The organism is Ruegeria sp. BB1 (assembly GCF_056539465.1).
In genome coordinates, this window is the sequence record NZ_JBQFVB010000005.1 from 21,479 (window position 1) to 36,258 (window position 14,780).

The 14,780-nt window shown below is 60.1% G+C and carries 15 protein-coding genes; 10 read left to right on the forward strand and 5 right to left on the reverse strand.

All coding sequences use genetic code 11. From position 1 onward, the window contains the following. Positions 1-13: 13 nt before the first annotated feature. The gene (locus ACR0AL_RS12625) at positions 14-793 is read left to right on the forward strand and encodes an SDR family oxidoreductase (RefSeq protein WP_170350741.1); all 780 of its coding nucleotides are present in this window, start codon (positions 14-16) and stop codon (positions 791-793) included. A 290-nt stretch (positions 794-1,083) separates the two neighbouring features. After that, the gene (uvrC, locus tag ACR0AL_RS12630; protein WP_170350772.1) at positions 1,084-2,958 is read left to right on the forward strand and encodes an excinuclease ABC subunit UvrC; all 1,875 of its coding nucleotides are present in this window, start codon (positions 1,084-1,086) and stop codon (positions 2,956-2,958) included. Here uvrC and ACR0AL_RS12635 read toward each other — a convergent pair. Beyond that, positions 2,955-3,839: a DMT family transporter gene (locus ACR0AL_RS12635; protein ID WP_170412566.1), complete on the reverse strand. Its 885-nt coding sequence runs from the start codon at positions 3,837-3,839 to the stop codon at positions 2,955-2,957. The two genes, uvrC and ACR0AL_RS12635, sit on opposite strands and share 4 nt — an antisense overlap. Before the next feature lie 181 nt (positions 3,840-4,020). Here ACR0AL_RS12635 and pgsA point away from each other — a divergent pair, with 181 nt between their 5' ends. Genes pgsA through ACR0AL_RS12650 form a run of 3 tightly spaced genes read left to right on the forward strand, consistent with a single transcriptional unit; the run spans position 4,021 to position 5,383 of the window. Then, positions 4,021-4,689 carry a CDP-diacylglycerol--glycerol-3-phosphate 3-phosphatidyltransferase gene (gene pgsA / locus ACR0AL_RS12640; RefSeq protein ID WP_480663274.1) on the forward strand — a complete coding sequence of 223 codons (669 nt, stop codon included), beginning with the start codon at positions 4,021-4,023 and terminating at the stop codon, positions 4,687-4,689. Between the two features lie 3 nt (positions 4,690-4,692). After that, positions 4,693-4,938 (forward strand): molybdopterin converting factor subunit 1, encoded by a 246-nt coding sequence (gene moaD, locus ACR0AL_RS12645; RefSeq protein ID WP_170350738.1) that lies wholly within the window; start codon positions 4,693-4,695, stop codon positions 4,936-4,938. 1 nt (position 4,939) lies between these two features. Continuing rightward, complete coding sequence (locus ACR0AL_RS12650; protein ID WP_170350737.1) at positions 4,940-5,383, forward strand: molybdenum cofactor biosynthesis protein MoaE; 444 nt, start codon at positions 4,940-4,942, stop codon at positions 5,381-5,383. A 36-nt stretch (positions 5,384-5,419) separates the two neighbouring features. Here ACR0AL_RS12650 and ACR0AL_RS12655 read toward each other — a convergent pair whose 3' ends face one another. The 4 genes from ACR0AL_RS12655 to ubiA form a co-directional block, all read right to left on the reverse strand. Continuing rightward, a complete protein-coding gene (locus ACR0AL_RS12655; RefSeq protein ID WP_170350736.1) occupies positions 5,420-6,238 on the reverse strand; it encodes an isocitrate lyase/PEP mutase family protein in 819 nt (272 codons plus the stop codon). 68 nt (positions 6,239-6,306) lie between these two features. Beyond that, positions 6,307-6,627: a hypothetical protein gene (locus ACR0AL_RS12660; RefSeq protein ID WP_058281823.1), complete on the reverse strand. Its 321-nt coding sequence runs from the start codon at positions 6,625-6,627 to the stop codon at positions 6,307-6,309. A gap of 1 nt (position 6,628) precedes the next feature. Next, positions 6,629-8,545, reverse strand: coding sequence for an OmpA family protein (locus tag ACR0AL_RS12665; protein ID WP_480663276.1), 1,917 nt, complete (start codon positions 8,543-8,545; stop codon positions 6,629-6,631). 64 nt (positions 8,546-8,609) lie between these two features. Next, positions 8,610-9,572, reverse strand: a complete 963-nt coding sequence (ubiA, locus tag ACR0AL_RS12670) for a 4-hydroxybenzoate octaprenyltransferase (RefSeq protein WP_170350734.1) — start codon at positions 9,570-9,572, stop codon at positions 8,610-8,612. 12 nt (positions 9,573-9,584) lie between these two features. Here ubiA and ACR0AL_RS12675 point away from each other — a divergent pair, with 12 nt between their 5' ends. The 5 genes from ACR0AL_RS12675 to pheS all read left to right on the forward strand — a co-directional run bounded on the left by ACR0AL_RS12675 (position 9,585) and on the right by pheS (position 14,271). After that, the gene (locus ACR0AL_RS12675; protein WP_170350733.1) at positions 9,585-10,310 is read left to right on the forward strand and encodes a 16S rRNA (uracil(1498)-N(3))-methyltransferase; all 726 of its coding nucleotides are present in this window, start codon (positions 9,585-9,587) and stop codon (positions 10,308-10,310) included. Further along, positions 10,307-11,155 carry a GNAT family N-acetyltransferase gene (locus ACR0AL_RS12680; protein WP_480663278.1) on the forward strand — a complete coding sequence of 283 codons (849 nt, stop codon included), beginning with the start codon at positions 10,307-10,309 and terminating at the stop codon, positions 11,153-11,155. Before ACR0AL_RS12675 ends, ACR0AL_RS12680 begins: the two co-directional genes overlap by 4 nt. Further along, positions 11,152-11,679, forward strand: a complete 528-nt coding sequence (locus ACR0AL_RS12685) for a hypothetical protein (RefSeq protein WP_480648072.1) — start codon at positions 11,152-11,154, stop codon at positions 11,677-11,679. The genes ACR0AL_RS12680 and ACR0AL_RS12685 overlap by 4 nt, the downstream gene beginning before the upstream one ends. Before the next feature lie 64 nt (positions 11,680-11,743). Then, positions 11,744-13,114: a glutamate--cysteine ligase gene (locus ACR0AL_RS12690; protein ID WP_170397072.1), complete on the forward strand. Its 1,371-nt coding sequence runs from the start codon at positions 11,744-11,746 to the stop codon at positions 13,112-13,114. An 83-nt stretch (positions 13,115-13,197) separates the two neighbouring features. Continuing rightward, entirely contained in the window at positions 13,198-14,271 is a 1,074-nt protein-coding gene (pheS, locus tag ACR0AL_RS12695) for a phenylalanine--tRNA ligase subunit alpha (protein ID WP_058281830.1), read from the forward strand. Positions 14,272-14,780: the final 509 nt, after the last annotated feature.

Sequence of the window (14,780 nt, forward strand, 5' to 3'; positions counted from 1 at the left end):
AGAGGGATCATTCATGACCCGAGCCTTAGTGACCGGTGCCGGAATTCGCCTTGGCCGGGCCATGGCGCTGTACCTGGCGCGCCGGGGATATGATGTGGTGGTACACTATGCCACCTCTGAACAACCCGCGCTGGAAACTGTGGCTGAGGTTCAGGCGCTGGGGCGCAAGGCGGTCGCCCTGCAGGCCGATTTGCTGGATGAGGCACAAGTCAGCGCCCTGCTGCCCCGCGCGGCCAAGGCGCTGGGCGGACCGATCACCTGTTTGGTCAACAATGCCTCGATCTTTGAATATGACAACATTCACACGGCCACGCGGCAAAGCTGGGACCGTCACATGGACAGCAACCTGCGCGCGCCTTTTGTGTTGACGCAGGCGATGGCCGAGCAAGGGCTGACGCCCGACACGGACGACGCCGGAGAGCCCCGGGCCACCGGATTGATCGTCAACATGGTCGACATGCGCGTGCGCAAGCTGACCCCCGAGTTCATGTCCTACACCATTGCAAAGATGGGCCTGTGGGCGCTGACCCGTACCGCCGCGCAGGCGCTGACTCCTGCGATCCGCGTCAACGCCATCGGGCCGGGCCCCACCATGCAGGGCCATCGCCAGAGCGAAGACCACTTCAAGGCACAGCGCGCCAACACAGTTCTCGAGCGGGGCGCGAACCCGTCGGATATCACCGCCGCGCTGGGCTATTTTTTGGACGCGCATGCGGTGACTGGACAGCTGCTATGCGTGGATGGCGGGCAACATCTGGGCTGGCAGACACCGGATGTTCTGGGCGTAGAATAAGTAATTCTGCCGTAAGTTTTGCACCGCTCGCGTTCCTGTTACCTGCACGTTACAAAAATGTCTTTTTTTTCATACACTTGTCATGTGTAGGAAATAGTTTCGTTTAAAAACAACAAGTTAAAATGCTGCCTAATTTTTGTGCAGATCAAGGAATCCTTAATGAAACAAGGGAAATTCGCGATGCCCGGAAACTTATCTCCACAGTTATCCACAGAAACCGTGGATTTGTTTTCTCTTGATCTGAAAGGCACAAGATTGCAGCCATGGTCAGAGAATCATATCTCAGGCCCATGACCATCCAAGACGACCCAACATCGAACGCTCAGCCCACCGGCTATGCCATCATTCAGCGCTATGTAAAAACGCTGGACAGCTCACCCGGTGTGTATCGGATGCTGGATGGTGACAGCCGGGTTTTGTATGTCGGAAAGGCGCGAAACCTGAAGGCGCGGGTGTCGAATTATGCGCGCCCCGGCCATTCTGGACGGATCGAACGGATGATCGCGGCAACCGCCTCGATGATGTTCCTGACCACGCGGACCGAAACCGAGGCACTGCTGCTGGAACAGAACCTGATCAAGCAGCTCAAGCCCAAGTACAACGTGCTGCTGCGGGACGACAAAAGTTTCCCGAATATTCTGGTGGCCAAAGACCACTCCTTTCCGCAGATCAAGAAACATCGTGGGGCAAAGAAAGAAAAGGGCGCCTATTTCGGACCCTTTGCAAATGCAGGGGCGGTGAACCGGACACTGAACCAGCTGCAAAAGGCCTTCCTGCTGCGCAACTGCTCGGATTCCATGTTCGATAGCCGCACACGACCCTGCCTGTTGTATCAGATCAAGCGATGTTCAGGGCCTTGTGTCGGGTTGATCTCCGAGGAGGACTACCGCGAAAGCGTCAAGGATGCGGAACGTTTTCTGTCGGGCCGGTCGACCAAGGTGCAGGAGGAACTGGCCGAACAGATGATGGCCGCCTCCGAGGCGATGGAGTTCGAGCGTGCCGCCAGCCTGCGTGACCGTATCCGGGCGCTGACGCAGGTGCAGACGTCTCAAGGCATCAACCCGCGCGGCGTGGCCGAGGCGGATGTGATCGGCCTGTATATGGACAGTGGTCAAGCCTGCGTTCAGGTGTTTTTCATCCGGGCCAACCAGAACTGGGGCAACAAGGATTTCTATCCTCGTGTAGGGCCGGACGTGTCCCCGGCCGAGGTGATGGAGGCGTTCCTTGGTCAGTTCTACGACAACAAGGAACCGCCCCGGCAATTGATCCTGTCGGATGCCATCGAAAACGCCGATCTGATGCAAGAGGCGCTGACCGAGAAGGCCGGGCGCAAGGTGGAGATTCTGGTGCCTCAGCGCGGCGAAAAGCAGGAACTGGTCGCCGGTGCCCTGCGCAACGCACGTGAATCGCTGGCGCGGCGAATGTCGGAGAGCGCCACACAGGCCAAGCTATTGCGTGGTGTGGCCGAGGCGTTCGATCTGGACACTCCACCCGACCGTATCGAGGTTTACGACAACAGCCACATACAGGGAACCAATGCTGTGGGCGGCATGATTGTGGCTGGCCCCGAAGGGTTCATGAAAAACGCCTATCGCAAGTTCAATATTCGCGGCGATGATCTGACCCCCGGTGACGATTTTGGCATGATGAAAGAGGTTCTGAATCGCCGCTTCACCCGCCTGCAAAAAGAGGACCCGGATCGCGAAAAGGGGCTGTGGCCCGATTTGTTGCTGATCGACGGCGGTGCGGGGCAAGTCAGTGCTGTGCATGAGATTATGCAAACCCACGGCGTCGAGGATATCCCGATGGTGGGTGTCGCCAAAGGTGTCGATCGGGATCACGGCAAGGAAGAATTCCATCGCATCGGCCAACGCCCCTTTGCCCTGAAACGCAACGATCCGGTGCTTTACTTCATTCAGCGCTTGCGGGACGAGGCACACAGGTTCGCCATTGGCACCCACCGGGCAAAGCGCGCCAAAGCCGTGGGGGCGACCCCGTTGGACGAGATCCCCGGCGTGGGCGCGGCGCGCAAACGCGCTTTGCTGGCCCATTTCGGCAGTGCCAAGGCGGTCAGCCGGGCCAACTTGGCCGATCTCAAGGCGGTGGACGGTATCTCAGCCGGGTTGGCGCAGAAGGTTTATGACTTCTTCCACGACAAGGGCTAAACTTGCCGTCCGCGCCACAGGATATAAAGCCCCGAGGCCACGATCAGCCCGCTACCGATCCACATGGTCTGATCCAGCCTTTCGCCAAACATAACTACGCCCAGGCCGACACCGAACAGCAGGCGGGAATAGCGGAACGGCGTGACGGCCGAAACTTCGCCCGTCCGCATGGCTTTCATCAGCGATGCGTAGGCGGCTGTTCCCATCAGGACGGCTCCGCCGACATGCAGGCTGGTGTGCAGGTCCACAGGTGCCATTGGTGCGCCTTCCCAGAACCGATAGGCCAGCCCGGCGACGATGATGCAGAGAAAGCCGTAAAACCCCAGCACCTCGGTTCCCAGTGTGGCCGGTGCGGCCCGGCTGGCCAGATCGCGCCCGGCAAAACCCAGCATCCCCAGCACGGCCAGAATGGACAGGGCCGTGAAACTGTCTCCGGTTGGTTGGATGATCACCACCACACCGATCAGGCCAATCAGGATGGCGCTCCACCGTCGCCAGCCGACCGTTTCGCCAAAGAACAGCGCCGCACCTGCCACCACGACCAGAGGCGTGGCCTGCAAGATTACCGTGGCCGCCGACAACGGCGTCAGAGTGATCGCCAGCACATAGAACAGCCGCCCGAAGATTTCGAACAGCACGCGCACTTTCATCGGTCGCGACAGCACATCGGGGTGAAACAATCGTGTTCCGCGTACGATCGCGACAATCGCAAAGACCACTGTTCCGCCCGCGCCGAACAACAACAGAATCTGCCATATAGGTAACGTGGCCGAGGCCCCCTTGAGCAGCGCGTCCTCTAACGCGAACAGCGCCATGGCCGAGATCATCCAGGCGCTGCCGATCAGGTTTGATCGGGGATCGGTTTGAATATGTGTTGTCATTGCTCTGCCACGTGGAAACCGCGCCAATCTGACCGTAAAGGGATCGCGCGCCAAGGGGGTATCTGGCTGAGAGTTCCAGCTTGCGACCCTTTGACCAACCGTGCCGCAACTGCCTGTGATCGGGACCGTTTTTTGCGGTGCCGTCTTTTATGTCTGCAACCAGCGATGTAATGTCCAAACCATGAAGTGGAACCTGCCCAATATCCTGACCGTGCTACGCCTTATTGCAGCCCCCGGTCTGGCCGTGATGTTTCTGTATTTTACCCGACCCTATGCGGACTGGTTCGCGCTGATCCTGTTTTTAACAGCGGCGATCACCGACTGGTTCGACGGCTATCTGGCCCGCGCGTGGAAACAAGAAACCAAGATCGGGGCCATGCTGGACCCGATTGCCGACAAGGCGATGGTGGTGATCGCGCTGATGATCCTTGTGGGCTATTCAGCCGAACATTGGACGCCGTGGCTGGTGCTGCCCGCCACCGTGATCTTGTTCCGCGAAGTGTTCGTGTCAGGCCTGCGCGAATATCTGGGCGACACGGCCGGAACGCTGAAGGTGACGAAGCTGGCGAAATGGAAAACCACGGCACAGATGGTGGCGATTGCGGTGCTGTTTTCGCAGGGTATCTTTGAGCATAATTTCGTGATGGGCTCTTTCGGGATGAACCCGGAATTGATTGATCAGGCTCTGACCGGGCAGATTGAGGACGTGAACCACCTGCGCTGGCATCTGGAGGGGATGTTCTGGTCAGGCCGCGTTGGGCTGTGGCTGTTGTGGATTGCTGCGACGCTGACATTGATCACCGGCTTTGACTACCTACGTAAAGCCATGCCCCATCTGAAGGAGAGCTAAGCGATGGACGTGCTGTATTTCGCCTGGGTCCGCGAACGAATCGGTCTGCCGAAAGAGCGGGTCGAGACCGACGCCGCAACGGTTTCCGATCTGGTTGCCGAACTCAGCGCGCGCGAGGACCGCTATGCCGCAGCTTTTGCCGACCTTTCCGCGCTGCGGGTGGCGTTGGATCAGGAACTGTCGGACTTTGACGCCTCGCTGACCGGTGTGCGCGAGGTGGCGTTTTTCCCACCTATGACAGGCGGCTAAAATGCGCGTCGCGGTTCAGGAAGAAGAGTTCGATCTGGGGGCTGAGGCCAATGCCTTTGCCGCCGGTGACGACGCCAACGGGGCGATTGTGACCTTCACCGGTGTTGTGCGCGATCTGGCCTCGGGCGATCTGGATGTGATGGAGATAGAGCATTACCCCGGCATGACCGAACGGGCCTTGACCAAGATTGCCGAAGAAGCGCAGCAGCGCTGGTCTTTAGGCGATGTGCTGGTGATCCACCGCCACGGACGGCTGGCACCGGGGGACCGGATCATGATGGTCGCCACGGCCGCGCGGCACCGTAAGGATGCGTTTGAGGCGGCGGAGTACCTGATGGATTACCTGAAGTCCCGCGCGCCCTTCTGGAAGAAGGAAATCACCAATTCCGGCGCGCAATGGGTCGACGCCAAGGACGAAGACGAAGACGCGCTGACCCGCTGGTGACATTGCCAGCCGTGCACAGAATGTGACCGTCCAATCTCAACTCAAAAGCCTGTTAAGTTCTTCGCCGGGGATCGCATCCGCCGAATAGCTGAAGGTGCCTTTTGATTTCACTTCGTCAGCCGCCCGCTTCAATGCGCCAAACGCAGCGCGCGCAAATGACCCGCCGACGCTGATCCGTCGAACGCCTGCGTCGGAAAGTTCGGATACGGAATAGACAGGTCCGCTGAGTCCCATCACCACATTCACCGGTTTGTCGACTTCGCGGCACACGGTTCTGATTGCGTCCAAATCCGGCAGACCGGGGGCGTACAACACGGCAGCGCCTGCTTCGGAAAACAGCTGCAAGCGTTTGATCGTGTCACCCAGGTCCGCGCGGCCCCAAAGGTAATTCTCTGCCCTTGCGGTCAACAGGAAAGGCAAGCCTGCCGCGACTTCTGCAGCAGCCTGAATGCGGTCAACCGATTGGTGCAGATCATAGATCGGGGCATCTGGATTGCCTGTCGCGTCTTCGATCGATCCGCCAACCAGACCGATTTCCGCCGCCATGCGAATGGTCTGGGCGCAGGCCCCAGGCTCATGCCCAAAGCCCGCCTCAAGGTCAGCAGAAACGGGCAGGGGAACCGCTTTGACGATGTCTGAGGCATTGTCCAGCAACTCATCCCTGCTTAGGTCAGCAAAAGAGTCGCGTTTGCCTTTTGTGAACGCATAGCCGGCACTGGTTGTTGCTAAGGCTTCAAAGCCCAAATTGGACAGCAACCGGGCCGAGCCCGCGTCCCAGGGGTTGGGCATGACAAAAGCCTTGGACCCAAAGTGCAGGTCTCTGAACTGTTCGAATTTGACTGTTTGATTTGACATGGATCGCCCTCACGTTTGGGACGACCCTACAGCAATGTAACCGGAATCAGAGCGAAAAATCCGGTTCCTCAATCTGCGTTGTTGATACGTCCACGCAGTTCTTCGGCCTCTTGTCGGGCGGCCCGCAGACCGTCCATGGCGGCGGCAAGTTCAGCCTCGGCCTGGGTCAGTTGATTGGTCAGTTCGGCCTCGCGCTGTTGCAGGTAGGTGATCGCCTGATCGCGGGTTTCTTCGGCCTCGTGCAGCTCTTGGCTCATGCGGTCCAGATCGGCCACGTCACTTTGGCGCACGCGTGACAGGCGATGGGCCAGCCAGTTGGCGAACCAGCCCATGCAAAAGGCCGAGAACAGGATAATGGCGGTGGCGATGATGAATTCGATTCTGTTCAACTTACTGGTCCCCTGTATCCGCGTCTGAGGCGGTATTGTCCGTCTGTTCGCCCTCGATCATTTCCGCCTCGATCGCGTCCAGCCCGGTTTCCGGGTTCTCAATCGGTTCGGGCCGGATAAGGCGGAACTCGATCCGGCGGTTTTCTTCGCGGCCTTCTTCGGTGTCGTTATCGGCAATGGGCTGCGTTTCCCCGTATCCCATGGCAGTGAAACTGGCGGTGGGCACCCGGCGCGCGCGCAGCTCGTTCAGGATCGATTGCGCCCTCGATTGGCTAAGTTGTTGGTTCATCTCTTCCCGGCCCTGACTGTCGGTGTGGCCCTGAATCTCAAGCCTGATGGGGCCGCATTCGCGCAAGATGTCAGCAATCTGGTTCACGGTATCGCGCGAGTCGGTGGCAACAGTGGCCGAGCCAGGTTCAAAGGCGATCTTGGTGCCCGCCTGAACCTCGGCGATGCGTTCCTCGCAAACTTCGGGATCAGGCAGTTTGTCGGCGGGTTCGGGGGGTTCCTGATGGGTGATCGACAGGGTGAATTCCTGTGCGTCGCCCAGCTTCTCGGACAACAGACCCGCGATCTGCGCCTTTGTGTCGGGGTCATGGCTGACACCGGACAACTCAAGATCATCCGGCGTCACCGTCAAAGCACCGTTATGCAGTTGGGCTAGCGCCTCAAGCCCGGTCAGAATGCGCACGGGCCAGCCCGTCGGCAGCCCTTCGGGCGCAATGCGGGTTGCGGTGTGGACCTGTTCCGACCCAAAGGCAGCGCGGGCATAGCTGTCGACCATGTCGCGCTGGGTGTCGTCGCCCAGCCGTCCGCGTATCTGCACCAACCCCTCGGGGCTGCGTGTGGCGGTGAATTCGGGGGGGCCGGACACGGTATCGGTTTCCGGGGGCGGTAGGATCGCGTGCAGGGCAAAGACCGGAGGCAGCGCATTTTCAAGCTCGCCCACCACGCGATCAAAGGTCCCGGCATCGGTGCCCTGCGCCGCTGCCAGCGTGATATCCGCATCCGACATCGTAACCGATCCGCCACCCAGATCCGCCAGCGCCTGAATGCTCAGCGTGGCGGCGTCAGACCAACGTGGCGAGGGTACGCCCAATCCGATGGTGCAGGAGTAGGTGGCGCTCAGACCGGCCTCTTTCGCTGCGGCAATAATGGCATCGCGGGCTTTTTCGTCTTGCGCCGAACAGGCGTCGAACTGGCCGCCATTTTCGTCGATCAAAAACCGCAACGTAAAAGGCGTGATCACCGGGCGCGGGGCCGAGATCGCCAGGCCGATCCGCAGGCTGGGCGGCGCGGCACGGGTAAGGCTTTGTTCCAGCCGTTCCTTTTCCTGCTGGCTGTCGGCAATTGCGGTGATCTTGACCAGACCCGGGCTGGCCGAGATCTTGGCGCGGGGTAGGCTGGTCAGCGACTCGACGGCATAGGTGATCGCGGTGTCCCAGCCTTTTGGCTTGGGGTAATCGGCGGTTTCCATCAGGTCTGACACTTGGCTGCCATCGCTCAGATCACGCAGCCGCTCCACCAGTGCCTCGCGGTCCTGACTGGCTGGGATCAGGCCGATCACAGAAATCCCGCTGTCGTTGCGCAAAATCTCAGCGGAAAACCGGGGGGCGGCCAGTTGCGAGGTCGGCGCCACATTCATCTCGTCGATCACACGCGAGGTATCGACCTCGGTCCCGGCTGCGGTCAGGGCGTTAAAGCGGGTGGCCTCATCCGTGGCAGTGCCCGTTAGCACAACGCGCAACCCGTCGGAATACACCTCGGCCCAATCGTGCCCCTTCAGGTCCAGCGCACGGCGCACGGCAAATTCAGAGGACTCTTCGACCTTGGTCACTGCAAAGCTGGCCGCCAACAGGCAAAGGCCAGCCGACACGAGGAAGATAAAGGCTACGGCAAAGATATAGGGCAAACGCATGTGCGGGTTAACGACTCCTCAGGCGAATGTGCGAACTCTTACCTAGCCCCGCGCCAAGGTGCAATCAGAGCAACAGTGCGACGCAGAGGAAGATCAGCGGAATAAGGCCGGTGTCCCGATTGGCGCGGAACAATTGCAGCAGCTTCGCGTTATCCTCAAGATCCAGCCCGCGCAATTGCCAAGCCATGTGCCAGCCCATCGCCCATGGCCCGGCCAAGGCCACGGCCAAAGACATGATTGAGGCTTGTGCCAGCGCCCCGTCGATAATGGCCAGACCCATCAGGAAAACCGTTGCCACCAGAAAGTACTTCAGCCAGCGCCCTGTATCGGTGCCAAACAGACGGGCGGTGGATTTGATGCCAATCAGCTCATCATCTTCTGCGTCCTGATGGGCATAGATCGTGTCATAGAACAGCGTCCAGGCGATACCAGCCAAGTACAATATGATTGCAGGCGCACTGACCGTGCCCGTATGCGCGGCCCAGGCCAACAGGATGCCCCAGTTGAAGGCAAGCCCCAGAAACACCTGCGGCCACCATGTGAACCGTTTGGCAAATGGATAGATCGTCACCGGCAGTAGCGACAGCACGCCCATGGCGATGGCGGCCTGATTGAATGTCAGCAGAATCCCCAGCGCCATCAGGCATTGTAGGCCCATCCAGATCACCGCCTGCCGCACACTGACCTGACCGGATGGAATCGGGCGTGACCGTGTGCGCTCCACCTGCCCGTCGAACTCGCGATCGGTGATGTCGTTCCACGTACAGCCTGCTCCGCGCATCAGGAATGCGCCAAGGGCGCAGCCGATGGCGATCCACAGATCCTCCCACCTGGGATTGCCGTCGCTAAGGATCGCCAGCGCCAGACCCCACCAGCACGGAATTAGCAGCAACCACGTACCGATGGGCCGGTCCGCGCGGCTGAGGCGCAGATAGGGGCGGGTGAATTCAGGCGCGTGGGTGTCGACCCAGTTGCCGGATACGGCATCGGCGACCTGACCGTCTGGTGTTGGGGCGTTGCCTTGCATATGTAAGGCCTCATGAGTGCAAAGATCAGACTGTATGTAGAGCACCCTCTGGGTCAGGGGCAATCCGTTGATTTGACGCGCGAGCAGGCCCATTACCTGTTCGGTGTCATGCGCCTGGCTGTGGGCGGCCACGTGGCCCTGTTCAATGGCCGGGACGGAGAGTGGTTGGCCGATGTTGCCGAAGCGGGAAAGCGCGGTGGCGTTCTGACCTGTGTGGAACAGACCAAGCCGCTGCAAATGCCGCCCGATCTGTGGTTCCTGTTCGCGCCGATCAAAAAGGCGCGCACTGATTTCATCGTTGAAAAGGCGGCGGAAATGGGTGCGGCTCGGATCCTGCCCGTGCAGACCGAGTTCACCAATTCCGAACGTATCCGACAGGACCGCCTGCAAGCCCACGCGGTTGAGGCCGCCGAGCAATGTGGAGGCACCTTCGTGCCTGAGGTCGCTGATCTACAACGGCTTGACCGTGTTCTGGATGCATGGCCCGATGGCCGTCTGCTGATGTTTTGTAACGAGGCCGAGGTCGGCTCGGCGCTGCGATTGGCAGCAAACAAAAAAGGACAGCCTTGGGCCATACTGATCGGCCCCGAGGGCGGTTTTTCGGATCGTGAACGCGTGCGTCTTGTTGGCCTGCCCTTTGCCCATGTGGTCAGCCTGGGCCCTCGTATCCTGCGCGCCGATACGGCGGCCGTTGCGGCGCTGACCATGTGGCAGCAGGCGCTGGGGGATTGGTCGTGACATGGCAATTAGCGCAAGCCGCTGATGCGCCAAAGATCGACGCATTTCTTTCGCAGCATATTCAGACCTCGATGTTCCCGTTGGCCAATCTGCGGGATCATGGTTTGTGTGGGTCTCACCCGCGTGCCGTGAATTTCTGGGTTCTGGGGAATGAACCACGGGCCGTGTTTGGCATCACCAACGAAGGCATGGTCCTGCCGCAATGTCCCGACTGTTCCGATCAGGAGCTTGCAGACGCGATTGCTCTGATCCGTGGCCGCAAGCTGTTTGGGCTGGCTGCCGAGGCGGTGCAGGCACGCAGGATCATGCGGCTGGCCGGGTGGAAAGGTCGCCCCGCGACGCTGAACAGTGATGAGCCGGGTTTCTCGCTGGATTTGGACCAGCTTGTGCTGCCCGATGCCGAGGGCGCTGAACTTGTGCCCTTGGGTGAAGTCGACAAGGCGGTCATTGAAGGGTGGCGTGAACATTATCTGATCGAGGCAATGGATTTCGATCCAGAACGCGCGCAGAAACAGGCGGGCGAGGATTATCTGGCGTATACAGCCCGCGGTTCTCACCGGGTTCTGCTGATCGACGGACAGCCGGTTGCCATGACCGGATTCAACGCCCGCCTGCCCGAGATTGTACAAATCGGCGGCGTCTATACACCGTCCAACCTGCGCGGCCATGGCTACGCCCGCTTAGCGGTTGCGCTGCATCTGCTTGAGGCGTGCCGAGCCGGAGTGACCCGTGCAGTTCTGTTCGCGGCTTCCGATTCCGCCGCGCGTGCCTATATCGGAATCGGATTTCAACCGGCGGGGCAGTATTCACTGATCCTGTTCACAAACCCCGAGGACACGGCATGAGTTTCATCCGACCCGAAGCCAAACTGACCCTGTGGCGCTGGCGCGAAGTGCTGGTGGCGGGGGCTGTCCTGCTGGTGGGGCTCAGCTGGATCAGCGGCCCCGGTGGGTTGCTGGGATGGCTCGGCTGGGTGCTGGTTCTGGTCTCAGTCGCGCTTGCGGTCATCGGCATTCAGCGTGCCCGCTTCCGCACCGGGGCCGGTGGACCGGGCGTAGTAACCATTGACGAAGGCCAGATCACCTATCTGGGCCCGTTGGACGGCGGCATGGTCGCCGCGCGTGAAATTGAGCGTCTGGCGCTGGACCCGACGTCGTCGCCTGCGCATTGGGTGCTGGAACAACCGGGTCAGCCGGTGCTTCACATTCCTGTGAATGCCGAAGGGGCCGAGGCGCTGTTCGATGTTTTCTCGGCGCTGCCAGGGCTGAAAACCGAACAAATGCTGGCGGAACTGAACAGTAGCACGGCACATCAGGTGGTGATCTGGGAACGTACACCCTCGCGTCCGGCGCATCTCAGGCTGCATTGACACTGGCGCGGTTTCCGACCACGAAAGACCGAACGACAGACACATCAGGATCGGAGAACGGTTCATGTCCATCCCCCAGTCCGGCGGCGGACCGATCGAACGCCATGAGCAACTGGCCGAATATCTGGAATCGGGCTGCAAGCCCAAACAGGATTGGCGCATCGGGACCGAGCATGAAAAGTTCGGCTATTGCAAAGACACGCTGAAGCCGCTGCCCTATGAGGGCGAGCGCTCGATTCTGGCCGTGCTCAAAGGTCTGCGCGACTTGCACGATTGGGAGCCGCTGGAAGAAAACGGCAAGCTGATCGGTCTCCAAAAAGACGGGGCCAATGTCTCGCTGGAACCCGGTGGACAGTTGGAACTGTCGGGTGCGCCCCTTGAGACCATCCATGAGACCTGTGACGAGGTGAACGCGCATCTGCGCGACGTGAAGGATATTGCTGACAAGATCGGCGTCGGCTTCATCGGTCTTGGTGCCGCGCCAACGTGGTCGCATGACGATATGCCCCTGATGCCCAAGGGCCGCTACAAGCTGATGAATGACTACATGGAGAAAGTCGGCACCATGGGTCGGTCGATGATGCGCCGGACCTGTACGGTTCAGGTCAATATCGACTTTGGGTCCGAGGCCGACATGGTGCAGAAACTGCGGGTCGCGCTGGCCTTGCAACCGGTGGCAACGGCGCTGTTCGCCAACTCTCCGTTCTTCGATGGCAAACCCAACGGCCAGAAAAGCTGGCGCAGCTATATCTGGCAGCATCTCGACGATGCGCGTACCGGGATGCTGCCCTTTGTGTTCGAGGACGGGTTCGGGTTCGAACGCTGGGTCCAATACGCGTTGGATGTGCCGATGTATTTCGTCTATCGCGACGGTCAGTATATCGACGCGTTGGGACAGTCCTTCCGCGACTTCCTGCAGGGCAAACTGCCCGCGCTGCCGGGTGAAACGCCGACCCTGTCGGATTGGGCCGATCACTTAACCACGGCCTTCCCCGAGGCGCGGATCAAGAAGTTCATGGAGATGCGCGGCGCTGATGGGGGCCCCTGGCGACGCCTGTGTGCGCTGCCTGCGTTCTGGGTTGGCCTGACCTATGATCAGGGCGCGCTTGATGCAGCCTGGGATCTGGTCAAAGGCTGGGACGCGGAAACTCGTGAGGCTCTGCGTGTCGAGGCCGCAAAAGACGGGCTGCAGGCCCAGGTTGGCAACATCAACATGCACGATCTGGCACGCGAAGTGGTCGCGATTTCCGAGGCCGGTCTGAAATCACGTGCCTTCCCAGGTGCGGGTGGCCTAGTCCCGGATGAGACGCATTTCCTCAACGCGCTGAAGGACAGCATCGAAACCGGCAAGGTTCCGGCGGATGAGTTGCTGGATCACTACAATGGCGATTGGAATGGCGATCTGACGCGGGTGTTCCCGGAATACAGCTATTGATCCGCGCCGTGCGGCTTGCATTCACCGGGATTGGCCGATAGCAGGTTCTGGACCAAATTCAGGGGCCAGTTTCGGAAAGCGTCATGGACGATCTTAAGTCAAAATATCTGGGGCAGATTGCCGAAGCGGGCGATGAAAACGCGCTTGAGGCGATCCGTGTCGCCGCCGTGGGCAAAAAGGGCGAGGTCGCGCTGAAGATGCGCGAGCTGGGCAAGATGACGCCCGAGGAACGGCAGGTCGCAGGCCCCGCGTTGAACGCCCTGAAGGACGAGATCAACTCGGCCCTGTCCGCCAAGAAATCCGCGCTGGCCGATGCCGCGCTGGATGAGCGTCTGCGCACCGAATGGCTGGACGTCACCCTGCCGACCCGTGCGCGCCGTCAGGGCTCGATCCACCCAATCAGCCAGGCGACCGAGGAACTGACTGCGATCTTTGCTGAACTGGGCTTCTCGGTTGCCGAAGGGCCGCGCATTGAAGACGACTGGTACAACTTTGACGCCCTGAACATCCCCGGCCACCACCCCGCGCGGGCCGAGATGGACACATTCTATATGCACCGCGCCGAGGGCGATAACCGCCCGCCGCATGTGCTGCGGACCCATACGTCTCCGGTGCAGATCCGTTCGATGGAGAAACAGGGCGCGCCGATCCGCGTCATCTGTCCGGGCGGCGTATACCGCGCCGACTATGACCAGACCCACACGCCGATGTTCCATCAGGTCGAAGGGCTGGCCATCGACAAAGACATCTCGATGGCGAACCTGAAATGGGTTCTGGAAGAGTTCGTGAAGGCGTTTTTCGAGGTCGACGACGTCGAACTGCGCTTCCGCGCCTCGCACTTCCCCTTCACCGAACCGTCGGCCGAGGTCGATATCCGCTGTTCCTGGGATAACGGGCAGCTGAAGATCGGCGAGGGCGACGACTGGATGGAGATTCTGGGCTCGGGCATGGTCCACCCCAAGGTCATCGCTGCCGGTGGCATCGATCCCGAGGTCTATCAGGGCTTTGCCTTTGGTATCGGCATCGACCGTCTGGCGATGCTGAAATACGGTATTCCGGATTTGCGGGCGTTCTTTGATTCCGACTTGCGCTGGCTGCGCCACTACGGGTTTGCGGCGCTGGATATGCCAAACCTGCATGGTGGCTTGAGCCGCTAAGTGTATCTGCTTGGGGTATATCTAGCAGGCTACTTCGATTGGTGGAGTGACCGAATAGCGAGCGCTCCGGTACGGTGGATTGTTGCGTTGTTTATTGGTCCTGTATTGTTGTCTTTTGTGCCCACCGTGGTACCCGCCATGTTAGCGTTCGGGGTCGTCTTAGGGATACTAGGCTTTGCGCTTATTGTTTTTGTCTACCCTGGCCTGTTGGTGGGATACATCCGGTATGGAATCCAATTTCGACAAGAGCGTGAAGAACTTGAGCAGATCAAGAAAGTACAGGTAGCGGTCAAACAGACAGAAGCGCGAAGCAAAGGTCGATAGGCCGCCGCGCTATCGCCAGACCGCCCGCACAGGCTGGCGATTTGTCCCCGCAGGCACTCAATTTGAACGATGCACGGGCTTGGCCAAGAAAAAATATCCACTACAACCGGTTGATCGCCATCCCGCGGTCTGGCAACAGCGCGGCTTGTCACAATCTCCCACGGGGTTGTGACGTGACAGCGGGC

What these genes read in the sequence shown, in the direction of transcription:
- ubiA (WP_170350734.1), bottom strand. Translation starts at nt 9,572, where the DNA reads ATGCAAGGCAACGCCCCAACACCAGACGGTCAGGTCGCCGATGCCGTA.
- ACR0AL_RS12655 (WP_170350736.1), bottom strand. Translation starts at nt 6,238, where the DNA reads ATGTCAAATCAAACAGTCAAATTCGAACAGTTCAGAGACCTGCACTTT.
- pgsA (WP_480663274.1), top strand. Translation starts at nt 4,021, where the DNA reads ATGAAGTGGAACCTGCCCAATATCCTGACCGTGCTACGCCTTATTGCA.
- ACR0AL_RS12635 (WP_170412566.1), bottom strand. Translation starts at nt 3,839, where the DNA reads ATGACAACACATATTCAAACCGATCCCCGATCAAACCTGATCGGCAGC.
- moaD (WP_170350738.1), top strand. Translation starts at nt 4,693, where the DNA reads ATGGACGTGCTGTATTTCGCCTGGGTCCGCGAACGAATCGGTCTGCCG.
- ACR0AL_RS12650 (WP_170350737.1), top strand. Translation starts at nt 4,940, where the DNA reads ATGCGCGTCGCGGTTCAGGAAGAAGAGTTCGATCTGGGGGCTGAGGCC.
- ACR0AL_RS12665 (WP_480663276.1), bottom strand. Translation starts at nt 8,545, where the DNA reads ATGCGTTTGCCCTATATCTTTGCCGTAGCCTTTATCTTCCTCGTGTCG.
- ACR0AL_RS12690 (WP_170397072.1), top strand. Translation starts at nt 11,744, where the DNA reads ATGTCCATCCCCCAGTCCGGCGGCGGACCGATCGAACGCCATGAGCAA.
- ACR0AL_RS12625 (WP_170350741.1), top strand. Translation starts at nt 14, where the DNA reads ATGACCCGAGCCTTAGTGACCGGTGCCGGAATTCGCCTTGGCCGGGCC.
- uvrC (WP_170350772.1), top strand. Translation starts at nt 1,084, where the DNA reads ATGACCATCCAAGACGACCCAACATCGAACGCTCAGCCCACCGGCTAT.
- pheS (WP_058281830.1), top strand. Translation starts at nt 13,198, where the DNA reads ATGGACGATCTTAAGTCAAAATATCTGGGGCAGATTGCCGAAGCGGGC.
- ACR0AL_RS12685 (WP_480648072.1), top strand. Translation starts at nt 11,152, where the DNA reads ATGAGTTTCATCCGACCCGAAGCCAAACTGACCCTGTGGCGCTGGCGC.
- ACR0AL_RS12675 (WP_170350733.1), top strand. Translation starts at nt 9,585, where the DNA reads ATGAGTGCAAAGATCAGACTGTATGTAGAGCACCCTCTGGGTCAGGGG.